The following is a 23,994-nucleotide window of genomic DNA, read 5'->3' as shown; positions in this document are numbered from 1 at the left end:
CGTATCGACGATGACGAGCGGCTGCTCGGTCATTCCGGCGAGGCCGATCGCCTCCATCATGAGGGACGCCTCCCGGAATTCCTTCTCCCTGGATTCCGGCACGCCTTCGATAAAGCCGTTTTTGAAAGCCATCAGCTCCGGCCAGGAGATGGACGCATCGCCCGTTACGCCCTTGCCCTTCATTCGGCGGTTCCAATCCACCAGCTCCGCCGCGCCGGCCAGCACCTTCTTGGGATCGCAGCCGCGCAGGGCGCAGGTGCCTCCCAGAGGGCGGTTCTCGACGAGGGCGACCTTCCACCCCGCCTTCCGGCAGCGATGGGCCGCCGAAGCTCCCGCCGTCCCGCTTCCGACGACAACGAGATCGTATTCATGCACGCTCATGCCTGATTCCCCTCCCATGCTGAATTCATGCTGCAGATCGCCGCTTCATCCAGACGCTTGCCGGCTGACCTGATCCCATGTGCAGGCATCAAGCACGGCAATCGATTCTTCCCGCCTGCCGCCCCAAAATCAGCCTTCTCCTGCCGCCCGCCGGATCGAGCGCCGCTCCAGAGCCAGCAGCAGCTGGTTGACCGCGATCGCCAGCAGCGCGACAAGCACGGTTCCCCATACCATTTTGGGCACGGAGTTCTGGTAGAGACCCTCGAACAAAATGACGCCGAGCCCGCCCGCATTGATCCAGGCGGCGATCGTCGCGATGCCGATGATCGACAGCGAGGCGATCCGCACCCCGCCCAGAATGACGGGCAGCGCGAGCGGCAGCTCGATCCGCGTGAACAGCCGCCAGCGGCCGAAGCCCGCGCCGGCCGCCGACTCGCGAACGGCGGGCTCGATGGAGCGGAAGCCCGAGATTACGTTGCGGATCAGCACCAGCTGGCTGTACAGGACGAGCGCGGCCAGCGCCGGCTGCTTGCCGAGCCCCAGCAGCGGAATCAGCAAGGCGAACATGCCGAGGCTCGGAATGGCATACACGATTCCGAGCACCGCCAGGACAGGCACGGCGATGCGGCCGTGCCTGGACAGCCAGTAGCCTGCGGGCAGCGCGATCAGCAGCGCGATCGCCAGCGCCGAAGCCGACAGGAGCAGATGCTCCCAAAGGCCTTTCAGCAGATCGTCATAATGTCTCAGCAAATACTCCGACATCGGCTCCCCCCTCCCGAGGCTGGGGCTGAAGCCGGTCAAGCGTCAGCCGGCCAACAGCTTCCCCCTGCTCATTCACCACGGCCGCCTCGGAGGCTCCATGCCTCAGCATCTGCTCCAGCGCCGACTTCAGGCTGTCGGTGCGCTGGACGGACGGAGCCGACTCCGGCAGCATCGATTCCGCAGAGAGCGGAAGCATCCGGTCCTCCGCCTTCAGCAGCTCCAGCAGCTGGAACAGATCGTCTCCTCCCGTCAGCTGGCGCACGAAGTCGGTTGCCGGGCGGGTCAGAAGCTCCAGCGGCGTTCCAGCCTGCTCGATCACGCCGCCGTTCATGACGACGACGCGGTCGCCCAGCTTGAACGCCTCGCTGACGTCATGCGTGACGAACAGCACGGTGCGGCCGAGCCGCCGCTGGATGGCGAGCAGCTCATCCTGCAGCGAGCTGCGCGTGATGGCGTCGAGCGCGCCGAACGGCTCGTCCATGAGCAGCACCTTGGGATCGCCGGCCATCGCGCGGGCGATGCCGACGCGCTGCTGCTGGCCTCCGGACAGCTGCCTCGGATACCGCTTGCGCATGTCCTCCGGCAGCCGGACGAGCTCCATGAGCTCCGATACGCGGGCGGAGACGCGCGATTTGTCCCAGCCGAGAATGTCCGGCACGGTCGAAATGTTCTGCTCCACCGTCATATGCGGGAACAGGCCGGTCTGCTGGATGACATAACCGATGCCGCGCCTGAGCTCCGTCGCCGGACGCTCCCGGATATCCCGCCCGAACAGCGTGATGCTTCCCGAGGTCGGCTCGATGATGCGGTTCACCATTTTCAGCAGCGTCGTCTTGCCTGAGCCGGATGTGCCGAGCAGCGTGACGAACGAGCCTTCCTCCACGGCAAGCGAGACGTCCCGGACCGCCGGGTCGGCGGCCCCGGGGTACAGCTTGCTCACCCCTTTGAATTGTAGCGCCAGTCCGTTCATGGCCGATTCCCTCCTCCGCTTAGTCCAGCAGTCCCTGCTTCTGCAGGAAATCCTTCGCCACGTCCGCGTATTCCTTCTTGTCGATGTCCACCTGCGCGTTCAGCGCCTGCACCGTCTTGTTGTCCAGCTTGGCGGAGACGTCGTTCAGCACCTTCTCCACATCGGGGTTCTTCTCCAGGACGTCGCCCCGCACGACCGGCGCGACGAAGTACGGCGGCCAGAATTTCTTGTCGTCCTCAAGCAGCACAAGATCGGGATTGGTAAGGTCTCCGTCGGTCGTGAAGCCGACCGTCAAGTCCGCTTCTCCGTTCATGATGACGCGGTACTTCACGCCGTAGTCGAACAGCTTGATGCTTTTGAAGTCCATTTTGCCATAGAAGGAATTCAGACCCTTCAAGCCGTCCTCCCGCTCCTCGAACTCGGGAACGGCAGCCATCCGCAGCTGCGGAGCGAGCTTGGGCAGATCGGAGATCTTATGCAGGTTGTACTGGTCGGCGACTTTCTTGGTCGTGACCAGGCCCTGGGAGTCGTTGGCTTCCGTCGGCTTGAGCCAGACGAGGTCGAACTTCTCCTTGTATCCTTTGGCTACCTCGTCGTACACCGCTTGCGCATCCGTCTTCGGCGGCAGCTGCAGCACGTTGATGAGCCCCGTTCCCGTGTACTCCGGATACATGTCGATATCGCCCTTCTTGAGGGCTTCATGCGCGACGAGCGTGCCCCCGAGATTTAGCTTGCGGTCTACCTTGTAGCCCGCATGCTCCAGAGCGAGCGAGTACATCTCGCCAAGCACGAGCGATTCCGTAAAGTTTTTGGAGCCGACCGCGATCTCCGGCTTGCCGCTCCCGCTTGAGCCGCAGGCGCTCAGCATGGCGACCATCAGAACAATTCCCGCTCCCAGCCAAGCTCTCTTCGCCAAGCTGTTCCTCTGCATGTTCGTATTCATTCCCGACACCCCTTCTATATTCGTTGAAATCTCGATGCGTAACGCTCCAACCCGGACAGGACCAGCTCCATGAGGACAGCCAGCGCCGCGACCGGCAAAGCCCCGACCAGCAGCATCGGGAAGTTGTACAAGCCCAGCCCGTTGATGATGAACGTCCCGAGTCCGCCGCCTCCGATGAACGCGGCGAGCGTCGCGCTCGCCACGACTTCCACGGCTGCTGTCTTCAGCCCGGAGATCATCAGCGGAGCCGCCAGCGGCAGCTCCACCCGGCGCAGCAGCCGCCCCGCTCCCATGCCCATGGCGGACGCCGCCTCCCGTACAGAGGGCTCGACCTTGCGGAAGCCGAGGTAGGTGTTGATGAGGATGGGCGGACAGGCCAGCAGCGTAAGCGCGGCGAGCGCAGGCGTGAAGCCGGTGCCCAGGATCGGGAGCAGGATGACGAGAACGGCCAGGCTCGGAATGACCCGCAGCGAGTTGAACAAGCCCATGACGGGCGCGGTCAGCCGGCTGTATTTGGCGCAGAGGACTCCGAGAGGAATGCAGATGGCAGCAGCGATCAGAAGCGCGTACAGGCTGATCGTTACATGGGTCTGCACGGCTTCCCAGAACCGCTCCCGGTTTTCCGTTATGTACCGATATGCTTCCGCAACCATGAATTCCCCGCCTTCCCTAAAAGACAATCTATAGTAGATACCCTATCCAACCCGCCCTCCAATCAGACCTGGCGCGACAACATTTTCCGGGCATAACCAAAAGCCAGCCGAATGCAGGCTGGTTTTTGGTTCACAGAAGGAAGTGCGCCGTGGATCCGCCGGCCCGGCTTGCAGGCCTGCGTGCCCGCTGAATCGGCTTGAGCCCACGGAACGAAAGGAAAAAACGGCTGCACCGTCCTTGCTATCAATGTCATTCCCAAGGGTGGTCCACGCCGAGAAAATCGGCAAAACGCTTGGATTCCTGGCGCCGCCGCCGGCGGATCTCCGCTCTAGCCGGAGCGGACTCGAACAGCTTCTTCTCCTCCTCCGTCTCCGGCACGATATCGGGCACCGGCGCCGGACGCTTGTCCGGCCCCATGGCCACGAACGTCAGGAAAGCCGTTGCCGCAACCATCCGCTCCCCGGTCATGAGATCCTCCTTGACGATCTTCACGAACACCTCCATCGACGACCGGCCGCTCCAGGCGACATAGGCCTCCATCGTAATGCTGTCGGTCGGGCGGATCGGGTGGAGAAAGTCGACGGAATCCGTCGATGCGGTCACGGTCGGCATCCGGCAATGCTTCATCGCCGCGATGGAGGCGATATCGTCGATATAGGCCATCAGCTTGCCGCCGAACATCGTCTGATGGTTGTTGACATCCGGCGGGAAGATGCGGGCGGTTTTGAAGCAGCGGGACTGGCGGACGAATTTGGCTGGCTGCATGGATGATTTCCTCCTATGCTCTCATTGCTTCATCGGAACTTAATCAACCTTTTCATTATGGTGATAAAAGCTCATGTTGATGCTCTTCCAGCTTGATTGCGAGCACAAAAAATCCTTTACAATAAGTTAACGACCCAAAGCTGTTCTTGCATGCACAATTGCAAGGCAGAGAAGGACTTCGACCTAATGCTGAAGATGTGCTCCGCAAGACATTTCAAGAGGAATTGGGGCTCACGTCAATCTCGGCAGCTCAGCTCAGTCGTATGCACAAACAGGTGAATCCAGAGCTACTCCAGCAGGTGTTTGAGCGTCTTGTTAAATGGATATTTGCAAAATCGTTTGACGATGAGTCGGGGCGTGGTAGAGATTATCGACTCGTCAAACGGTGGCTCTCTGTTTACAAAAGTACAAAAGGGCAGCGTTTCGCAAGACAAAAGCGGGCATCAAACTCCATCTGCGCCTGGCATTTGTCGGTGAACATGATGTTATACCGGACAAGGCGACGATTACAGCGGCTAAGAAGAAGGACTGCACTCAGCTTGATGAGCTTGTCTTCGAACCTGCTCATGTATGCTTCTGTCGGTACACTGATGGGTTGTAAATGGATTGAATTTAATAAATTTGAAGAAATGTATTACGTATTGACCACTACTTCTTTCTCTGTGACCCATCCAGGAAACTGAACTTTATCAAATGTCCATCCCCTGCTAGTTATTAATGATTTAAAATCGAGCATTATCATTTACATTTTTGTATATTTTATTGCTATAAGGAAAACATATATTGAACCCCATTGGCGAAAGAAAACAACGGGACAGAACTAAGCTTTGTCGATTACTATAGGGTTTCGGCAGCTCGCTTGAGTGAGTACTGTTTTTATGGGTTAGTCTTGGCTCCGTCCCTTTTTTGCCATTTCCACGTCCTGCGGGTTGGTCGCAAATGAAAATACATAAGCGTAGGCCGTCTGAAGGGCAATTTTGAAAGGACGGGTCGATTTGCGGGTCTTGGTTAAGAGCTGCCCTCCCTGTAGACTGGTTATAACTGCACAAGCTAGTTCAGCCGGGTCAGACTCGGCCCGAAGATCACCCCGCTCTTTCATCTTGCTAAATCCATCAATAAAGTACTGCTCCCATTCATCAAAAGAATGCACCAGGGCCACCCTGGCTGTCTCGTCCTGGTCGGCTAGTTCGCTAGCCAATGAACCGAGCGGGCATCCTCCCAAGCTCTCGCTGCTTTCCTTCAAGTCTATAATCGTCGTTCTCCATTTTTCCAGGTTTTCCCATGTGTCCAGATGTTCCAGGAGAGGCAGCTGCGCACCCAGCACATTGACGGTTTGCCGCACAATAACCGCCAGGATCAACTCTTCCTTATTGGAAAAATAGTGATAGAGCTGGCTTTTACTGACAGAAGCTGCGGCCCTCATATCGTCCATACTGGTACCCCGGACGCCTTTTTCGTAAACAAGTTGGGCTGCCTGATTCAGAATACGCTCTCTGCTGTTCTGCCCGCGTGAAGTTAAAGACCCGTTGTTTGGCATAAGCTTTCTTCCCTCTTCCTTTCTCATTCTTTTGGCCGTAATCTCCTATCCTGAAAGTATAGTACGATTTTTACCGATATTATATCATGAACTGGACTGTTTGGTCCATTAATGTTACTATGGACTAAGTAGTCCATTTTTCATCACACAAAGTTCAAAATCAGCAAAACAACCCTAACCTCAGAAGGAGAATCCACATGGAACATTCGATTGCACTCGTCACAGGCGCCACCTCCGGGCTCGGTTATGCGGCAGCCCGCAAGCTCGCCATCGAGGGCTACCGCCAGGTCATCGTCACCGGGCGCAGCCTGGCCCGGGTTCAAGAAGCGGCCGCTCAACTCGCGGCTGAGACCAAGACACAGGTTTTCACTCCGCTGGAGCTGGATCTGGACGCACCGACCAGCGTTCAATCCGCCCTCGCCGAGCTGGTCAAACGAGGTCGGCCGGTTGATTTCTTGCTGCTCAATGCGGGGCTGGTTCCCTTCAAGCAGCGCAAGATTACCGCGGCGGGCGTCGAGGCATCTCAGGCCCCGCTCATTGGTCATCATGAACTGACTGTCGGGTTGCTCAATGCCAACCTGCTGAGTCCCGACGCGCGGATTGTTATCGCCGGCGCGGAGCCTGCCCGAGGGGGCGTGCCCATGTTCAAATACACCGACCTGCCCGCCTTCGCGGCCAAATACCATCAAGGCGACCGAACCGCCGCTGTTGAAGCTCTGATTCGCAACGGGCCGAACGTGAAGTACGTGCCCAACAATGCGTATGCCGACGCGAAGCTGATCATCGCTTGGTGGGTCGCGGCGTTGGCGCGCCGGCTGCCGTCCGGCATGGCTGTGTACGCTGTATCGCCCGGTGGGGCGACCGCCACCAACGTGAAGCGAAGCGCTAGCCCTCTGTTGAAGTATGTGTTTATCCCCATCGTGAACCTCATTCCCGGCATGAACCAGACGCCGGAAACCGCGGCCAGTCGCTACATCCAGGCGTCGGAGTTCGGAACCGACGTCTCAGGGCAATTCTTCGCCTCGGCCAAAGGGAAGTTCTCCGGCCCAATCGAGGTGCAGCTCGAGCCCCACCTCCACGATCGCGCCAACCAGGAAGCCGCGTGGCAAGCCGTCGTCAAGGTCTCCGGCGTCGACTTGTCTTAGTGTCTCCGGCGTCCTTGTCTTATCGTATATTCCAAAAGTTAGGATACCTATGATTGTTTGAATAATGAGGCGGGTTACGAGAGAAATCGTAACCCGTTCTTTATTTTCATCATTTGACAATGCAGCTTCGGACCGATTTTATACATAGGGCTTGCTGAACAATTCTTTAAAGGAAGGAAATTCAGGGCTTGCTTCAATTCTAATTCAAAAATCTTTGCACTCCTTTCATTTAATTCATATGGCCATTTGAGGTAGAAAACCCAGGAAAATCGATGGATATTCAATTAAATACATATTTTGTTAGTTCATAATTTATCTGTATGAGAAATTCATAATCGCTTTCTCTCCTAAAACGAAATTCTTCTATGGTTCACAGAGCAAGTAAACTGCGGCGTCAGCCTTCAACCGTCGAAGTCCTGCACGACGAAAATGACAAAATGCAGATCATTTTTTTAAGCTTGTCTGCTGAAGGCAGCATCATAGCTTGGTCTCTCGTACTTGATCTACTTGTTCGGCTGTACCTTTCAACCGCAATCTGCAACTGAGGGTCGATTTGTATCCGGATACAATTAACTTTTGCCGTCCGGCAGGGATTTGTTACCGCTTTCAAGAATATAATGCTGAATAAATTCATCCTTGCCTACATCACCGATTCTCATTCCAAGCCGATTGAAAGAGGAGATGAATGCGCATGAGTTGGAGTCTGGCCGAAATATTGGAGAACAGCGCCGCAAGCCACCCCCTGCGCCCCGCCTACGTCTGGGGCGGCCGGGAAACAAGCTATTCCGAGCTGATGGACCAAGTGATGCGGTGCGCGTCGGGGCTCGCTTCGCACGGAATCGTCAAGGGAGACAAGGTCGTGCTGCTCCTCGGCAATTCGCCCGATTTCGTCATCGCCTATTACGGCATCCTGCGCATCGGCGCCGTCGCGGTGCCGGTCAACCCGACCTACACGCCGGAGGAGATCGCCTACGTGCTGGACAACAGCCGTGCCCGCGCCGTCATTGCCGCCGCTCCTCTTGAGCCGGTCTTCCATGCTCTGCGCCCCCGCCTTCCGGAGCTGAAGCTTGTCGTCCTCACCGAAGCCGGCACGTCTTGGGATGAGCTTCTGGACGCTGGCGGCGGCAATATTGAATCCGCTTACATCAAAGATGACGATACGGCGGTCATTCTCTACACCTCAGGTACGACAGGCAAGCCGAAGGGAGCGATGCTCTCCCATCGGAACTTGGCGACCAACGCGGAATCGGTCCATTCCATGTTCAAAATCAATCATGAGGACCGCGCCGTCGTCGTGCTGCCGATGTTCCATATCTACTCCATGACGGTGTGCGTCAACGCTCCGCTCGCAGTCGGAGCAGCGCTCATCATCATGCCGCGCTTCCAGCCGGCCGAGGTCATCCGCACGATCCGCGAAGACAGGGCGACGATGTTCTCCGGCGTGCCGACGATGTACAGCTTCCTGCTGCAATTCCCCGGAGCGTCGGCCGCAGACTTCGCGGGCATCCGGCTCTGCTCCTCCGGAGGCGCCTCGCTGCCGCTCGAAGTGCTGAACAGGTTCGAGGAGAAGTTCCAGACCGTCATCTATGAAGGCTATGGATTGTCCGAGGCGAGCCCGGTCACCGCCTTCAACCCTCTCGGAGGCATCCGCAAGCCGGGCTCCATCGGCGTGGACATCCCGAACGTGATCAACAAGGTCGTGGATTCGGAAGGGCGCGAGGTGCCTCGCGGCGAAGTCGGAGAGCTGATCGCGCAAGGACCGAACATCATGCAGGGCTACCTCGGCATGCCGGAAGCGACGGCGGCGACGCTCCGGGACGGCTGGCTCTACACAGGCGACATGGCCCGGATGGACGAGGAAGGCTATATCTTTATCGTCGACCGCAAGAAGGACATGATCAACGTCGGCGGCTTCAACGTTTATCCGCGCGAGGTGGAGGAAGTCATCTACCAGCATCCGGCCGTATTCGAGGCGGCGGTCGTCGGCGTGCCCGACGAGGTGTTCGGCGAGAGGGTCAAGGCGTTCGTCGTGCGGAGCGACGAATCGCTGTCGGTGGAGGACCTGCTGGCGTTCTGCCAGTCCCGTCTCGTCAAATACAAGATTCCGACGATCGTCGAGTTCCTGGCGGAGCTGCCGAAGAACAGCTCCGGCAAAACGCTCCGGCGGGCTCTGAGGGAAAAGTGACGCTTCGTGCCCGGCCCGCTGTTCCGGAGATTTCCTTGATTCATGAACAAGCAAAAAACGGCAGATCCTCGGGATTTGCCGTTTTTTGCGGATATTCATGCTGCTGACGATTAAGCGGGACAACCGTTGATGCCGTTGACTTCCAGGAGCTGCATCATTCACACGGTTAACGGTCAACGGATCGATTCCTCTGCCCTGCGGGAGCCAGAGGGGCTTTCCCGCCGCCGGCATGACTTCCGCCCCGGGTAGCGAGGAACACGCCCCCGAGAATGACGGCCAGCCCCGCGAGCAGATTCCAATGAAGAGGCTCGCCGAGCAGCGAGTATCCCCAGACGATGGCGCTGACCGGCACGAGATAGGTGACCATCGTGGCGAACTCGGGACTTCCCTTCTGGATCAGGTAGTAGAAGATGATGTACGCGATGCCGGAGCCGAATACGCCGATGCCGGCCAGCGCCCCGATGAACGAGCCTGAGCGGAAGGCTTCAGCCGGAAAAGGCTCCGTGGAAAAAGCGGCGATTCCGCTCCCGGCTGCGGAGCATAACAGCGTTCCGAAGGTGAGCTGGTACATCGACAAGCCTTTCAGGCGCCTGGACAGCTGCGAGCCGATCCCGTAACAGAGCGTCGCGGCCAGCATGCAGGCGAAGCCGAGGCCGTCGACAGAGATGATGGTGGACGGATTGACGCCGAGCAGCACCATCATCCCGGCGAGAGCGGTCAGCATGCCCGCCCACTGCAGCCTGCCGGCCGCATTCCGGAAAAAGAGCGTGCCGACGATGATCGTCCACAGAGGAGTCGTCGCGTTCAGAACCGACGCCATTCCGCTGGAAAGCCTCGTTTCGCTGAAGCCGATGAGCGCCCATGGAACGGCGGTATTGAAGAGAGCCATGACCGCCATGGGAATCCAGGGCACGGAGCGAAGCCCGAACGGCTTGCGCAGCAGCAGCATGACGGCGGTAATGGCGACGAGGCCGAACGAGGAGCGCAGGAAAGCGATCATCCACGGTCCCGTTTCTTCGAGCAGAAGCTTGATGAAATAGAAGGAGCCTCCCCAGATCAGGCTCAGAGCGACGAGTGCGGCATATAACGATTTTGGCATATGAACTCCCCCTGCGATGCCGTTCAGGCATGGCTATAGAACGGTCCTTCTATTAAAAGGGCTGAAGGTCCGTTTGTAAATGCGATGCGGATCTATTCTTTCTCCCTCGGAAAGTTGTGTTGTCATTCCCGGCGCTGTCCTCTATACGGAACCAAGGCCGGAACGGCGAGCTGCCTGAGCGAGCCGCCAATACCGACCCTTCAGCCTCCACGAACGGAGTGATGTTTTCCATGTCCAGTGCTCTTTTGCCCGTCCTTATCGTGATGATGGGCCTGATTTATATTTTCGTCATCCCTTCCGATCCGGAAGGAGTCAAAATCGTCTTCAAGCTGATCCCGATGGCGCTCATCCTCCTTTATGCCTACCTCGGCAGCTTCGGCGGAAGGCGCCGCTATCCTGCGCTCGTGCTCTCGGGCTTATTGTTCTGCGCTGTCGGAGACGGCACGCTGCGCTGGTTCGTCGTCGGCTTGTCCGCCTTCCTGATCGGGCATCTCTTCTACATGTCGGCTTTCTTCGGCAGATGGCGGTTCTCCCGGCTGCGCTTCGCAACGATCGTTCCGATCGCCGTCTTCGCCTTTCTCATGGGCAGCAAGCTCATATCCACCCTCGCAGCCGACGGCAAGACGGAGCTGATTGTTCCCGTAGCCGCCTATGTGGCCGTCATCTCCCTGATGGCCTGGTCCGCCATCATGTCGGGCAATCGCCTCGCCATCGCGGGCAGCCTGCTGTTCATGCTCTCGGATTCGATTCTGTCCTGGAACATGTTCGTGTCCGATGTCGCTTATTCGGGTTATTGGATCATGCTGACCTATTACGCCGCGCAGTTCCTCATCGCCGGCAGCCTTCGCCCGGGCAGCGGAAAGTCCTCGTATCCATCCGTGTCTTACAGGGACTCAGCGCTTTGACAGGCAGTCGAGCAGGCTTTTGAAAGCAGGGAAGAAGGAGACGGCCCCTGTCATGGGCATCTCTTCGAACCGCCGGAAGCCTTTCGCCATCTGTCTCTAGTCCATGCCTCTTCCGCTTATGATCCTAACATGCCTTCTCTTTCGCTGTCTTGCTCTTTTATAAGCTTTGATCGTTGGGCGCGAGCCGGGCATCGGCTCCAGCCGGGCTTCCTAAAAGGAAGTCCGGCATTTACGGTTACAATATTCCTTTACAGGAATATTCCTATTGTGGTATATTCCAATCATGGGACGGCAATGAGGAAGGAAAAGAGGTGAGCGGGATGATTGGATCGGCAAGAGCCGTGCCGGAGTGGAGCTTTTCCTTGCATCCAGGCGACAACAGACAGCTATGGATATAACGACATTCGGTGCTTTAAGCGAGCCAAGCCGGCTGCGGATCGTCGAGCTGCTGTCGACGGGGCCGCACACGGTCGGCGAGATCGCCGAACGGCTTCAGATCCGGCAGCCTCAAGCCTCCAAGCATCTGAAGGTGCTGCTTGAGTCTGGCCTCGTAGACGTAACGGCGGAGGCGAACCGGCGCAGCTACAGCCTTCGCATGCAGCCCCTCCGGGAGATGGATGCTTGGCTGGAACGCTACCGGCGCATATGGGAAGAGCGGTACGACGCCTTGGAAGATTATTTGCTCAAGCTGCAGGCAGCGGACGAAAATTCGGATATAGACTCAAAGCGGAAGCCGGAATAGACCCTTGCCCTCGCGCTCAAGGTCATGGCGGACGAAGGCAAAGGCTGGCTGGCATAAGCATAGGCGGACAATCGATAAGAGGAGGAAATACGAGTGAACAAAATGACCCTCAAAGCCGAAGGCAATACCCTTATTCTGGAGCGGGTTTTCCCGGCTCCGCGCAAGCTGGTCTTCCAAGCCTTCACCGACGGCGAAATGCTCAAGCACTGGTGGGGCCCCGCGGATGGGAGCTGACCGCAAGCCGGATGGATTTCCGTCCCGGAGGAAGCTGGCACTACTGCATGAAGTGCATGGACCAGGCTCAGGGCGACTTTTTCGGCATGGAATCCTGGGGCAAGACCGTCTATGAAGAAGTAGTCGACGGCGAGAAATTCACGGGCACCGATTACTTCTCCGACGCCGAGGGAATCGAGAACCGCGACATGCCCCCCGCCCGCATCATGCTGCTCTTCGAGGATGTCGAAGGAGGCACCAAGGTGACGAACCATTCCGTCTATGCGAGCGCCGAAGCTCTCAAGAGCGTGATCGATATGGGCATGGAGCAGGGCGTCACGGAAACTTGGGATCGGTTGGAGGAATATGTGGCTGCGGCTGCGAAAGCCTAGAGTGGGGGAAGCTGCCGAATCGCGGCAGCTTTTTTCGTTAGCGGCTGCCCCTCATGATCCGAAGCTGAAGAGTCCCCTCTGCATTCCGTCCTGCGGAATTCCCTCTGCATTCCTTCCTGCAGAATCCCCTCTGCCGTCCCGTCCTGCACAATCCCCTCCGCCATCCTGCCGCATGCCCTCTTTTCGAGACGCTGCCGATTCCGTACAATGAAGAGAAAATGGATTCGGTCCAGCAGATGGGAGAATGCCGATGAACAAGCCGATTGCCGGGTATCTCCTGTACGACCTGGTCACCAATCATTTGCGGCTTGAGGCCGTCGCCCGCTTTGCCAAGACGTACTAATCTCCCTTAGAAAGGAAGCCGTTCATGGACCGTCCAACCTCCGCATCCATAACCGCCCGCCTGCAGTCGGATCCGCTGCTCCATATTACCCTGCTCAAAATGCTGGAGAGCTTCGGCGGCGGGATGACCGCCCATATGGCGGAGGAAGGAGAGCAATGGGGCGCTCTTCTGCTGCTGCCTGCCGAGCTGAACGCCTATGACCGGCTTACTTATCCCGAGGCCTCCCATGCCGGATTTCTGGCCGGAAACAGCGACTCCCTGCTGCTTGGACTGCTGGACCGGCTGCCGGAATCGGAACGCTTCGTCTTCAAGCTCCAGCTCCCGCGCTTCAAGGCCATTTTGGCCAGCCGTTTCCGTCTGGAGAAAGCGAGAGGCTTTTATACGTATACGGCGGGGGACACAGCTTTCCAGGCTCCGCTCGACGGCCGCATCGTGGAAACAAGCGGTGTAGATGACGGACTGGCATCGTTCTGGACTCCGCCTGAAGCGGAGGAGCTGCTCGGCTATATCAATAAAGGAGCCCGGCTGTTCGCGCTATACGAAGGAGACGAGCCGGCCAGCGTATGCGCCGCTTTTCCGAACTTCGGGCCGATCTGGGAAATCGGCTTCCTGCGCACGCGGGAGAGGTTTCAAGGCCGCGGCCTGGCGAAGCAGGTCGTGTCCGCGGCGATGGCAAGCATCGGCAAGGACGGGCGCATTGCCCGCTATCATGTGCTGGAGACGAACGAGGCGTCCATCAAGGTCGCCGAGTCGGTCGGCCTGTCCAGAGCGGTCCATCTGGAGCACTTCCTGACCTGCTGAACATGGATTCCGCTTACAGGCGGGTCAGCCTCTGCCGGCATTTCTTGCCTCTGCGGCGTGACATCAACGCCAAGTTAAGTACGAAAAAGAGCGTTCTTCCCCACCGGAAGAACGCTCTTTTCCTAATCAATCCACAATGAGGCTGCCGCCAGCACCTTCTTGACTGCCGCAATCCGCTCCGGCACAGGCGGGCGGAGCGAATGTCCGCCTTCTCTGACGGCGGAGCCGAAATGCACTTCGCCAACGCCCGTTTCCTTCAGGAAGCTTTCCAGCGCGTCCAAGGTCAAGCCGCTGCCCGCCAAAATCGTCGTTCCGCTTCCTGCCGACGCTTGAACGAGCTGCCTCAGCCGGGCCATTCCCTGAAGCGCGCTCGGCTGCCCGCCGGAAGTGAGAATGCGGTTGACGGCAGGGTGCCTGGTCAAAATCTCCAACGCCGCAAGCTGATCGCGGACGGCATCGAATGCCCGGTGGAAGGTGACATCCAGACCTTCGGCTTCGCCCAGCAGAAGCTTCAGCGCTTCCTCGTCGACCGTTCCCTCCGGAGTCAACGGGCCAAGGACGACTCCCGCCGCTCCCGACCTGCGGATCATCCGGATGTCCGCCCGCATCGCCTGTAGGTCGAGCTTGTCGTACACGAACGACAAGCTGTGCGGCCGCACCATGACGTTGACCGGAATCGACACCGCCTTGACGGTCTCTTCGATAAGACCCGGTCCCGGCGTCAAGCCGCCCTCCAGCATCCCGGTGACGAGCTCGATCCGATCCGCTCCTCCTCGTTCCGCCAGCACCGCGTCCGATACGCGGGTCGCGATGATTTCCAGCTTCATCCCCGCCGCCCCCTCCTCTGTCTATCGGTCCCGCCTGCCCTTGCCGCGCCTATTCATCTAACGGCCGTCACGACTCCGCCAGGGCGCGGTTCGCCAGATTGGTCAGCACGACATCGTCCATGGGCGGGTTGTGCAGGCCCGCACGGACATCCCGGTACATGCGCTCCAGCGGGTAGCTGCGGGAAAGGCTCAAGCCGCCGACGATCCGCATCGCCTGATCCACGATGGAGATCGCGGCGTTGGTGGCGATGTATTTGGCAAGCCCCAGCTCCGTCTTCAGCTCTGCGCGGCCTTGCTCATCGCGGTCCCAGCGGTCCGCAATCCCGTACAGGTACGAGCGGGCGGCGAGCCAGTCGGCTTCGATGAGTCCGAGCTGGCGCTTGATGTTGGGGAGCTCGGCGATCGGCACGGTCAGCGAATTCGGCTTGTGGCTGCGGGCGAATTCCAGCGCGAAGTCGCGCGCCGCCCAGGCGATGCCGATATAACAGGCCGGAATATGGAGCATCGACGCCTCCGTCGGCGCGAACGGTGCGGCCGGGGACGCCGAATCCAGGCCGACGATCGTCTCCTCGTCGGGAACGAACACATCGCTCAGCACGACGTCATGGCTTCCCGTCGACCTCATCCCGAGCGTATTCCAGGTTTCCTCGACCTGCACGCCTGGGCCTCTGTGCACGAGAAACGAGCCGACCTTGCCGCTGCCCTCGAAGCCGGCCGTCACGGTGAACCGCTCCAGAATCGGGCTCAGCGTGCTGAACGTTTTGCGACCCGTGAGGAGCCAGCCCCCGTCGGTCCGTCTCGCGGTCGTCTCCGGCCGGCCTCCCCGGGTGGGGCTGCCCGTCGCCGGCTCGCTGGCGAGCTCATTGATGACGATGCCGTCCCGGACGATATCCTGACAGAGCCGGACGAACAACGGCTCCGGCCAGGAGCGGGACAGCCTCAGCTTCATCAGCGTATGGACATGCCAGCCGACGGCCAGCGCCGTCGAGCCGTCGCCGCGGGCCAGCCGCTCCTGCGACAGCACGAGCTCGTAGGCCGATGCCTCCTCGCCTCCGTACGCCTCCGGCACGGTCAGCTTCAAGTAGCCGGATTGCTTCAAATCCTCGAAGTTTTCAAAAGGAAACGAGCCTTCCCGGTCATGCTCCGCCGCTCTGGGAGCGAACCGGGCGGCAAGCCGGTCCGCCCTCTCCGCGATCGCCGCCTCGCGTTCATTGCGGATATAGGGATCCATCGATGGTGTCATATTCTCAGCCGCCTTTCCTGCGAACTCATGAAGGATAAGATGCCCCGTCACGGTATAGGGCATGAATTATTCACATCCTAACATAGTTGCCCGATAGGGAACCAGGCTTATACCCTGACCTCTGTTCAAAAAAAAGAACTTATCTCCGAGGAAATAAGTTCTTCATGCCGCTGCCGTGTTCCTTGTCGGTTGTCGCGATGTTATCTCGCTTGAATATAACCTTCCGCCTTCAGCAGCTCGGCGATCAGCACCGCTCCGCCTGCCGCGCCGCGCAGCGTGTTATGCGAGAGGCCCACGAACTTGTAGTCGTAGACGGAATCCTCGCGCAGACGTCCCGCCGAGACGCCCATGCCGCCCTCGATGTCGCGGTCCAGCTTCGTCTGCGGACGGTTCTCTTCCTCGAAGTACGTGATGAACTGCTTCGGCGCGCTCGGGAGGCCGAGCTCCTGCGGACGTCCCTTGTAGGTTTTCCACAGCTCGAGAATCTCTTCCTTGGAAGGCTTCTTCTCGAAGGAAGCGAACACCGTCGCCATATGCCCGTCGGCTACAGGCACGCGAATGCACTGCGTAGTAATCAGCGGCGAGCTGGCCTTGACGATCTCGTCGTTCTCGATGCGGCCCCAGATGCGGAGCGGCTCCTGCTCGCTCTTCTCTTCCTCGCCGCCGATGTATGGAATCACGTTGTCGAGCATTTCCGGCCAATCCGTGAAGTTTTTGCCTGCTCCGGAAATGGCTTGGTACGTCGAGGCGACGACCGTCGTCGGCTTGAACTCGCGCAGCGCATGAAGAGCCGGCACATAGCTCTGGATGGAGCAGTTCGGCTTGACCGCGATGAAGCCGGTCTCCGTGCCGAGACGCTTGCGCTGGGCCGCGATGACTTCAATGTGCTCCGGATTGATTTCCGGGATGACCATCGGAATGTCCGGCGTCCAGCGATGCGCCGAGTTGTTGGAGATGACCGGCACGCCCGCCTTGGCGTAGGCTTCCTCCAGCGCCTGGATTTCGTTTTTCTTCATATCCACGGCGCAGAAGATGAAGTCCACCCCGGAGGCGACCTCCTCCACCTTGGACGCGTCCTGCACGACGATCCCTTTCACCGCTTCCGGAATCGGAGTCTCCAGCTTCCAGCGGCCCTGCACGGACTGCTCGTACGTCTTGCCCGCCGACCCTGCGCTTGCCGCGATTGCCGTCACCTCAAACCAAGGATGCCCATCCAGCAGCTGCACGAAGCGCTGCCCGACCATGCCCGTTCCGCCGACGATGCCGGCTTTCAGTTTTCTCTCTGCCATTCGAATTCCATTCCCCTCTGCGTATGATGAAGAAATGCCGCTCCTGCTACTACCTATTCAGGCCGCCGGCTCGATGTACCGCCTGCTGCCCTTATAGGCTGAACTTTCGGTCGTCCGATAGACAACAAAAAAATCCCACCCCCAAGACTGCGCTTCAGTCTCAGGGACGAGATTGGATTCCTCGTGGTACCACCCAGGTTCGCCGGCTTGGTCGCCCAATCGGCCTCTTCGAGTACGGCAGCGCCAAGCCATGCATGAGGCAAGATGCGTATACTCTAGCTCTGTAACAGGAGCTCCCGTCGCGCCATCCCCGCTCAAGCCGGTTCCTGCGCGCTGCTCGGAGTCTTTTTTCAATAAAGGCTTCTTTGCTCCTTTTCAGCGGACGGAGCTCTCTGGGAAAGAATCGCTTTATCTACTTCTCTCTTCATCGCATTTTGAATTGTTGCACCTATAGTAACAAATTATCCATGCCAAGGTAAATAAAAATTTAAATCCCTTTTGCGTGGGGTCATACGGCAAAGAAAAAAGCACGCCGCCAGGGCAGCGTGCCTCCTAAACCGATTACTGTTCGTTCGCAGCCGCTACCTCGGCATTTTCATTCTTGCGAGGTCTTCCAGGCTTGCGCCCGCTCGTGCTGCGAGGAAGAGACGGATTCCGGGGAGATCGAGTCTGCTTGACCGTGTCAGCCTTTTCAAAATGCTCTTTAATCATCTCGATAATGCTTTCATAAGCGTGAATATTAACTTCACGTACAATCGTGGAGCTGTTTCCTTCGACAGAAAGCTGCTTTTCGAACTCAAGGCTTTTGGATTCATGGTTTTTAAGAGTTTCCAGACGATGAATCAAGCTGTCTACAGAATCGGACGAGTACAGTTTAGCCAAACCAGTCACCTCATTTTTGTTTATTCGTTTAATTATACACAAAATGATGGCTTAAATACCTTTCCTTATTAATCGAAATGATATTTATTTATTTCCTATTCCGCTTTTATTTATGATGAACAAATGTCTTTATTTGACCCCATGAAAAAAAGAACCGCGGGAAAATTCCCGCAGCTCTAACAGGTTGCGCCAATTCGTCCTGAAGAGGGACGGCAAGGAAGCCGATCGCTCACGCAGGGAGGAGGGCTGCCTATTTTTCCATGACCGCAAAATAGTTGCCTTCGGAGTCGGCGAAATTGAACACCTTTCCGAACGGCAGCGTCACGAGCTCTCCGAGCGTCACCTTCTTGTCGGCCAGGTTCCGGTACAGTCCCTCCAGATCCTCGGAGTAGAACATCAGCGAAGGCGTGCCGAGGTTGATTTCCGGCGACATCTTGGCGACAGCTTCCTTGCTGTGCAGAACGAGGCTCGTCCCGCCTTCCTTCGGAGCGACCTCGAACCATCTCATGCCTTCTCCATTTTCCTCGGCTACGACCGCAAAACCGAGCTTCTCCGTCCAGAACTCCTTGGCCTGATCCTGGTTTTGGACATACAGCATCACCTGACCGATCTTGCTGATCATCGTTTGCACGCTCCCGTATCATATTGGCTTCCGCAGCCGTTTGCCGATGGGCTTAAGATCCCCGGCTTCAACGTCCTCAATTCCACATCCAATCCGGCGCTTTCCTGCTTCTTCATAAAAAAGAATAAAAGACAGCCGCTATCGGGCTGTCTTTTGGGCACCTTATTCCTTTGTACGGCATGGTTCAAAAATCCTTCTGAGCTTGCCGCCTACCACTCGCTGCCCCAGGCATTCGCGTAGGCTTCCATCATCCGCGGGGCGGTTTCCCTGACGCCGGTCATCGCCTCGGCTTCGAGCTCGTGTGCGAACCGGCGGGTTTCCGCCGGAGCGGCTTTTGTGTTCTCCGCCGCAAGCTTTGGCCGGCTGCGGTTCTCATCCAGCTTTTCCTTCGTTTTTCTCAAGCTGAATTCCGGACCAAGGACGTCGGCGAAGAGCTTGCTTTCCTGCCTTCTGATCTTGCGCGCTTCTTTTCGTTCCCAGGCCGTTTCATGCAGCCGCTGCTCTTCCACGGTTTCCGGAATGACAGCCGCCACCTCGGTCGGCCTGCCGTCGTCGCCCAGCGCCACGAAGGTCAGGAAAGAGGTCGCGCATACTTTTCTTTCTCCGGTGAGCAGATCCTCGGTCACGACCCGGACGAAGATTTCCATCGACGTCTTATGGGCCCATGTTACGAAGGCGGACAAGCAGACGGCATCGCCTTTTTTGACCGGGTGCAGGAAGTCGACGGAGTCGGTGGAAGCCGTCACGACGGGACGGCGGGCATGGCGGGTAGCGGCGATCGTCGCCACGTCGTCGATGTAGGCCATCAGCTTGCCGCCGAAGATCGTCCCGTGATGATTCGTGTCGGGCGGCAAAACGATGGAGGCTTTGATCGTATAGGAGAGGCTTGCCGGCTTCGCAGGCAAGGTTTCATTTTTTGCCATTATGCATGTACCTTCTTTCTCGATATAACCCTTGTATCCGGGCTAGACCTAAAGTGTACACGCGATAGAAGTATAGGTAAAATACATATATCGAATTGTTTTCATTCGTTTTCTCTATAGGTCAACTTCAAGAAAGGCTGGTGCCCGGAGCCGTGGATATCCGTCAATTAACGTATTTCATGGAAGTCGCGAAGCAAGGAAGCTTCACGAAAGCGGCTCAGCAGCTTCATATTACCCAGCCCTCCCTGTCCAAGATGGTCCGTCTGCTGGAGGAGGAGCTCGGCGTCGCCTTGTTCGACCGGTCCTCCAAGAAAATCGTGCTGACCGATGCGGGAGAGAGCATTCTGCGCTCCTCGCAGCAGGTCATGGAATCGCTCGACCATATGACCGCGGAGCTGGACGATGTCGTCCAGGCCAAGCGGGGAACGCTGCGTCTGGGCATCCCGCCGATGATCGGCGGACGCCTTTTTCCGTCCATTCTGGAAGGCTTCCACAGCAAATATCCTCAGATCCGCCTGCAGCTGGCGGAGCGCGGCGGCAAGCTGATCGAGGCCGGGGTCGACAGCGGCGAGCTGGATGCCGGTCTTGTCATTTTGCCGATCGGCAACGAAGAGAAGTTCCACCTGCTTCCATGCATCGAAGAGGAGCTTCATCTCGTCGTCTACCCGGAGCATTGGGCGGCTGCGCGCCCCAGCATCGGCTTGCGGGAGCTGCGTGACGAAGCCTTTATCCTGTTTCGGGACGAATTCACGCTGCATGATCTCATCCTGGACACATGCCGCCAGGCCGGTTTCGAGCCGCATATTGCCTTCGAAAGCACCCAATGGGATTTCATGGCGGAGCTGGTCGCGGCCCGGTTCGGCATCACCCTGCTGCCGAGCGGCGTGGCAGGAGCTCTGGACCCGGCCCGCTTCCGCGTCATTCCGCTCGTACAGCCGGCCGTCATGTGGCGCCTCTATATGATCTGGAAGAAGGACCGCTATCAGTCGTTTGCAGCGAGGGAATGGACGGCCTTCATGCAAAAGAGCCTGGATGGGGGCAGCGGGTAAACCTCGACGGAGCCGTGGTCCAGGCTCTCCGATTCGTCCTGGCAGATTCGGGTCTCCGAGGGGCGTGACTCATCCCCGCTTCTATTATCGGCGGCGTCTTCTGCGCAAGACAGCGGCAAGGCCGAGAGCTCCAAGGGCGGCCGCAGCCAAGATCAGCCCCGCCGCCGTCAAGCTTCCTTGCGCTTGGATCAGGTTTTTCCAGGCTGTGTCTTGCGCCGCAGGCTCCGCTGCGCGTTGCAGCGGAATTTCCTTTCCCTTCAGGTAGGCGAGCGCCGCCGCCGATTCGGCGACCGGCCTGGAGGGAGCGCAGAGCGGGTTTTCCCAATGGTCTCCTTTTATTTTCAAGAAGAACAAATAGTCCTCTCCGCTTGCGCTCGGTCCATTCACAACTCCCCAGAACTTGTCTTCATCGGCGATGATTCGTTCCTCCCCGACTCCTTTGTAGCTCGTTTTCACCGTAATTCGGAGTTCATTCCGGTTAAAATGGGAGACCGATTTATCCAGATGTCCCTCTAGGATTGCATCGTAATAGATATAGGCCTCTTCCATCGACCTAGGCTCCGCGCAGGACAAGGCCTGGACTTGGGAGGGCTGCAGCGGCAGCAGAACGAACAGCATTCCGGCGAGAAGCAGAAGCGGCTTTTTCATCGATGTTTCCTCCTTCCCTTTCCTAAAATTAGGAACGTGCTCAAGGGCCGATAAGGTTGCAGCGATTGTCTGGCAGCCCGGGGGCCGCATTTTTCATGGGCATGCAAAAAAAAAGCGGCTGCCGGCAAGGCCTGGCAGTCGCTTTTGCTTGTAGCTGGAGGTCTATCGTTCGTTCCTGTTTGCATCCGTCCCGCTCTTGCAGAGCTCGACTTATCGATGCTGAGTATGCGCCTTGGCGAGGGAAAGACAGTGCCAAGGTCCGTCCTGTCCGCCTCCCGCAGCACCCGCAGGCTGCGGATTCAGTCTGCCTGCCGGAAGCCGTCCGGCAGCAGCGCCGTCAGGTCGGCCATGCCGACCGCCAGATGGATGCCTTCCATCGTGCGCAGCGAGCCGGAGATGATGCCCGTCAGACGGCCCTGCTCGTCAATCAGCGGACCGCCCGACATGCCGCTGGCGATGGCCGCGTCGATCAGCACTCGGCTGCGGCCGTTGACGACCGCGTCCGGGCTGCTGACGATGCCTTGCGTCACGATCGGCGTATTTTTGAGCGGGAAACCGATCGCATAGACGGCGTCTCCATGCTCCAGCTTGGCCGATCGCAAGGTGACGTACGGATACTTGCCGCCCCCCTTCCGAGCCGAGAGCTCCAGCATGGCCGCATCGGTACGCTCGTCATACCGCCCGACCTTGACAGAGGCGACGGTGCCGTCCGCCAGCACGGCCTCCAGCCGGGCCGCGCCCTTTACGACATGATACGCCGTGGCGGCAGCTCCGCCGGAGGAGAGCAGGACGCCCGTCCCGGTCGCGGACACCGTGCCGTCGGCGCTCAACGCCCGTAAATAAAAGACGGCGTCCGAAGCGAGCCTGTAGCTTTCGTCGGCGGCCAGCGGAGCCTGCTGCTCCGCCTGGATGCTGCTTGCCGCATAGGGTCCTGCCGCCAGCATGGCGCCCAGCGCCAGCGCGGCGATCCATCTTTTTTTCATGGCTTGGCCTTCCTTTCCTTGAGCGTTGGGCTGTGCGCGGACAGGCTCAGCGGCCTGCCGGCGCCTTCGGGTCCACGGCCGACATGATGTCCTTGTACGCCCAGTGGGCGGACGTCAGGTCGGCGAAGCGCGGTTGGGCATCCGTACGCTTGACGGTGCCGGCCATCCGATTGATGAGCACGACGGCCTGGGCGCGCGTCAGCGGACTGTTCGGACGGAAGCTGCCGTCCGGGAAGCCCTGGATCAGCCCTGCTTCGGTCAACGCGCCGATGTAAGGCGCAGCCCAGTGCTTGAGGGCGTCCTTCTGCTTCGGCGCGGCCGCCTGATTGACATCGAGCTTCAGCACCCTGGAGGCGATGACGGCGAATTCCGCCCGCGTAAGGCTGCGGTCGCCGCCGAAGGTGCCGTCCGGATAACCGCCGACGATGCCGGCGGAAGCGAAGAAGGCCACGAGCTGCCCGCTGCGTTCCGATTTGTCCGGGAAGGCATTGAACAGCTCTCCGGGCTCGCGGTCGAGCAGCGGCGCCAGGAATTCGATCAGCTCGTAGCGGCTCATCGCCGCGTTCGGCTTGAAGGTGCCGTCGGCATAACCGGCGGCGTACCGGATCGTGGACGCATCCTTGCGGAGGTCATAGCCGGCATTGCCGACCTCGAAGACGTACGTCAGGATGAGCTTGTCTCCCTCAATTCTGGCCTTGACTGTCATAGAGCGGGTCAGCACCAGCTCGCCTACGTAGCGCTTGCTGTTCTCCGTCGGATCGCTGCCGTCGGTCGTATAGCGGATCCACTTGCCCTCCGGCGCCGTCAGGCGCAGGATGCTGCCGCGCGGCACCCGCACGGACTCCGGCTTTTCCTCGCCTATGGCCGGCTTGCCGATGTTGGATTCCAGAGCGGGCTTCGGCTCCGGCGTTGGAGTCGGAGACGGCATCGGGCCAGGGAAGAACACGAAGCCTCCCTCCTGCTTCAGCTTCCACTCCCCGCTCAGCGCCGGGCTGTATTCCTTGCCCGCCGCGACGGCGATCGCCGTCAGCATCGTCGTCTCCTTGAGCGTGATCGGCGAAGCGTAGACGGCGGACATCTCGCTCGGCATGCTGCCGTCCAGCGTGTAGTAGATGACGGCTCCCGGCTCGGCCGCGAGCGTGATCTCTACTTTTTCCTTGAATTCCTTGGCGCCCGAGACGACGTGCGGAGCGTCTGCGGCCTGCGGCCAGCGCAGCTCCGGCGAGTTCAGGACGATGGAGCGGGAGAAGCTCCAAGCTCGGCCTTCAGCACGGCGGCGCCGCCGGCCGGCAGCTTGCCGGAACCGGCTTGCAGCTGCGCGAGCGAAGCGTCCGCGCTCCAGCGAAGACCTTCGGCCTGGCTGAGGCCGAAGCTGGACGTCAGGCGGTTCACCGTATCGCCTGCTGCCGGAACGGCAGCCGCGGCGGCGAGGCGCGCCAGAGTTCCTTCTGCCGGAGCCGGATAGAATCCGGCCGCCGCTCTCCAGACGCTGCCGGACAATCCGGCCGSCTCTCTTCAGCCGACGATATCGGACCGCCTCAGCCCATCAGAAAATCCGGATCGGCGAAGCTCGGGTTTTAGATACTTATAAAATATCGGTCCATACGGGCTCCTCCACAGAGCAAGCCCGCGCTGGATGCCCCGGCTCAAATGAATGACGGCCGCGTTCTTCTCCCTATCCGCCGCTGCTG

The 23,994-nt window shown here is 59.0% G+C and carries 24 protein-coding genes, 2 pseudogenes and 1 other annotated feature; of the genes and pseudogenes, 8 read left to right on the top strand and 18 right to left on the bottom strand.

What is annotated here, in order from left to right; genetic code table 11:
- The 6 genes from BN871_RS22885 to BN871_RS22860 form a co-directional block, all read right to left on the bottom strand.
- On the bottom strand, positions 1-381 hold a 381-nt coding region (locus BN871_RS22885), incomplete at its 3' end, for an FAD-dependent oxidoreductase (protein WP_048749108.1).
- Between the two features lie 129 nt (positions 382-510).
- Positions 511-1,143: an ABC transporter permease gene (locus tag BN871_RS22880; RefSeq protein ID WP_048749106.1), complete on the bottom strand. Its 633-nt coding sequence runs from the start codon at positions 1,141-1,143 to the stop codon at positions 511-513.
- Positions 1,115-2,113: an ABC transporter ATP-binding protein gene (locus BN871_RS22875; RefSeq protein ID WP_048749104.1), complete on the bottom strand. Its 999-nt coding sequence runs from the start codon at positions 2,111-2,113 to the stop codon at positions 1,115-1,117. The genes BN871_RS22880 and BN871_RS22875 overlap by 29 nt, the downstream gene beginning before the upstream one ends.
- A 19-nt stretch (positions 2,114-2,132) precedes the next feature.
- On the bottom strand, positions 2,133-3,056 hold the full coding sequence (locus BN871_RS22870; RefSeq protein ID WP_232313276.1) for a glycine betaine ABC transporter substrate-binding protein: 924 nt from the start codon (positions 3,054-3,056) through the stop codon (positions 2,133-2,135).
- Positions 3,057-3,070: 14 nt separating this feature from the next.
- Entirely contained in the window at positions 3,071-3,709 is a 639-nt protein-coding gene (locus BN871_RS22865) for an ABC transporter permease (RefSeq protein ID WP_048749101.1), read from the bottom strand.
- 250 nt (positions 3,710-3,959) lie between these two features.
- Positions 3,960-4,475 (bottom strand): acyl-CoA thioesterase, encoded by a 516-nt coding sequence (locus BN871_RS22860; protein ID WP_048749099.1) that lies wholly within the window; start codon positions 4,473-4,475, stop codon positions 3,960-3,962.
- Between the two features lie 146 nt (positions 4,476-4,621).
- On the opposite strand from BN871_RS22860, the gene BN871_RS27975 reads away from it, so the two are divergent.
- Entirely contained in the window at positions 4,622-5,158 is a 537-nt protein-coding gene (locus BN871_RS27975; protein WP_157060368.1) for a hypothetical protein, read from the top strand.
- A gap of 200 nt (positions 5,159-5,358) precedes the next feature.
- Here the strand turns inward: BN871_RS27975 and BN871_RS22855 are convergent, their stop codons facing one another.
- Positions 5,359-6,039, bottom strand: coding sequence for a TetR/AcrR family transcriptional regulator (locus BN871_RS22855; protein ID WP_053087032.1), 681 nt, complete (start codon positions 6,037-6,039; stop codon positions 5,359-5,361).
- Positions 6,040-6,209: 170 nt separating this feature from the next.
- Between BN871_RS22855 and BN871_RS22850 the strand changes: the two genes are divergently transcribed.
- Together BN871_RS22850 and BN871_RS22845 are read left to right on the top strand one after the other, a co-directional pair.
- A complete protein-coding gene (locus BN871_RS22850) occupies positions 6,210-7,157 on the top strand; it encodes an SDR family NAD(P)-dependent oxidoreductase (RefSeq protein WP_048749098.1) in 948 nt (315 codons plus the stop codon).
- 691 nt (positions 7,158-7,848) lie between these two features.
- Positions 7,849-9,342 carry a long-chain-fatty-acid--CoA ligase gene (locus BN871_RS22845; RefSeq protein ID WP_048749096.1) on the top strand — a complete coding sequence of 498 codons (1,494 nt, stop codon included), beginning with the start codon at positions 7,849-7,851 and terminating at the stop codon, positions 9,340-9,342.
- 166 nt (positions 9,343-9,508) lie between these two features.
- Here the strand turns inward: BN871_RS22845 and BN871_RS22840 are convergent, their stop codons facing one another.
- Positions 9,509-10,441 (bottom strand): DMT family transporter, encoded by a 933-nt coding sequence (locus BN871_RS22840; RefSeq protein ID WP_048749094.1) that lies wholly within the window; start codon positions 10,439-10,441, stop codon positions 9,509-9,511.
- Between the two features lie 230 nt (positions 10,442-10,671).
- Here BN871_RS22840 and BN871_RS22835 point away from each other — a divergent pair, with 230 nt between their 5' ends.
- The 4 genes and pseudogenes from BN871_RS22835 to BN871_RS22820 all read left to right on the top strand — a co-directional run bounded on the left by BN871_RS22835 (position 10,672) and on the right by BN871_RS22820 (position 13,837).
- Positions 10,672-11,346 (top strand): lysoplasmalogenase, encoded by a 675-nt coding sequence (locus BN871_RS22835; RefSeq protein ID WP_048749117.1) that lies wholly within the window; start codon positions 10,672-10,674, stop codon positions 11,344-11,346.
- A 388-nt stretch (positions 11,347-11,734) separates the two neighbouring features.
- A complete protein-coding gene (locus BN871_RS22830; RefSeq protein WP_048749092.1) occupies positions 11,735-12,088 on the top strand; it encodes a helix-turn-helix transcriptional regulator in 354 nt (117 codons plus the stop codon).
- 102 nt (positions 12,089-12,190) lie between these two features.
- Positions 12,191-12,693 (top strand): annotated as a pseudogene (locus BN871_RS22825) (SRPBCC domain-containing protein).
- Between the two features lie 367 nt (positions 12,694-13,060).
- The gene (locus tag BN871_RS22820; RefSeq protein ID WP_021879246.1) at positions 13,061-13,837 is read left to right on the top strand and encodes a GNAT family N-acetyltransferase; all 777 of its coding nucleotides are present in this window, start codon (positions 13,061-13,063) and stop codon (positions 13,835-13,837) included.
- Between the two features lie 122 nt (positions 13,838-13,959).
- On the opposite strand, the gene BN871_RS22815 is transcribed toward BN871_RS22820, so the two are convergent.
- From BN871_RS22815 to BN871_RS22790, 6 genes and pseudogenes are all read right to left on the bottom strand, one after another.
- A complete protein-coding gene (locus BN871_RS22815; RefSeq protein WP_021879245.1) occupies positions 13,960-14,664 on the bottom strand; it encodes a copper homeostasis protein CutC in 705 nt (234 codons plus the stop codon).
- Between the two features lie 67 nt (positions 14,665-14,731).
- Entirely contained in the window at positions 14,732-15,907 is a 1,176-nt protein-coding gene (locus BN871_RS22810) for an acyl-CoA dehydrogenase family protein (protein ID WP_048749115.1), read from the bottom strand.
- 200 nt (positions 15,908-16,107) lie between these two features.
- Positions 16,108-17,196, bottom strand: coding sequence for an aspartate-semialdehyde dehydrogenase (gene asd / locus BN871_RS22805; protein ID WP_083436603.1), 1,089 nt, complete (start codon positions 17,194-17,196; stop codon positions 16,108-16,110).
- A 159-nt stretch (positions 17,197-17,355) separates the two neighbouring features.
- Positions 17,356-17,633 (bottom strand) — a binding site (T-box leader).
- Between the two features lie 124 nt (positions 17,634-17,757).
- Entirely contained in the window at positions 17,758-18,078 is a 321-nt protein-coding gene (locus tag BN871_RS27970; protein ID WP_157054006.1) for a hypothetical protein, read from the bottom strand.
- A gap of 250 nt (positions 18,079-18,328) precedes the next feature.
- Entirely contained in the window at positions 18,329-18,700 is a 372-nt protein-coding gene (locus BN871_RS22795) for a VOC family protein (RefSeq protein ID WP_048749089.1), read from the bottom strand.
- Between the two features lie 380 nt (positions 18,701-19,080).
- Positions 19,081-19,623, bottom strand: a pseudogene (locus tag BN871_RS22790) (acyl-CoA thioesterase); the annotation flags it as partial.
- 152 nt (positions 19,624-19,775) lie between these two features.
- Here BN871_RS22790 and BN871_RS22785 point away from each other — a divergent pair.
- Complete coding sequence (locus BN871_RS22785; protein WP_048749110.1) at positions 19,776-20,672, top strand: LysR family transcriptional regulator; 897 nt, start codon at positions 19,776-19,778, stop codon at positions 20,670-20,672.
- A gap of 84 nt (positions 20,673-20,756) precedes the next feature.
- Here BN871_RS22785 and BN871_RS22780 read toward each other — a convergent pair whose 3' ends face one another.
- The 4 genes from BN871_RS22780 to BN871_RS22765 all read right to left on the bottom strand — a co-directional run bounded on the left by BN871_RS22780 (position 20,757) and on the right by BN871_RS22765 (position 23,803).
- Positions 20,757-21,320, bottom strand: a complete 564-nt coding sequence (locus BN871_RS22780) for a hypothetical protein (RefSeq protein WP_048749087.1) — start codon at positions 21,318-21,320, stop codon at positions 20,757-20,759.
- A 299-nt stretch (positions 21,321-21,619) separates the two neighbouring features.
- Complete coding sequence (locus BN871_RS22775) at positions 21,620-22,303, bottom strand: S1C family serine protease (RefSeq protein WP_021879237.1); 684 nt, start codon at positions 22,301-22,303, stop codon at positions 21,620-21,622.
- Between the two features lie 46 nt (positions 22,304-22,349).
- Positions 22,350-23,519 (bottom strand): S-layer homology domain-containing protein, encoded by a 1,170-nt coding sequence (locus tag BN871_RS22770; RefSeq protein ID WP_269745452.1) that lies wholly within the window; start codon positions 23,517-23,519, stop codon positions 22,350-22,352.
- 11 nt (positions 23,520-23,530) lie between these two features.
- A complete protein-coding gene (locus tag BN871_RS22765) occupies positions 23,531-23,803 on the bottom strand; it encodes a hypothetical protein (RefSeq protein ID WP_048749083.1) in 273 nt (90 codons plus the stop codon).
- Positions 23,804-23,994: the final 191 nt, after the last annotated feature.

Origin of the sequence: Paenibacillus sp. P22 (assembly GCF_000469945.2) — a bacterium.
Classification (GTDB): Bacteria; Bacillota; Bacilli; order Paenibacillales; family Paenibacillaceae; genus Paenibacillus_O; species Paenibacillus_O humicus.
Note: the sequence above shows the minus strand (reverse complement) of the source record. Positions and strands in the feature narration are given on the sequence as shown.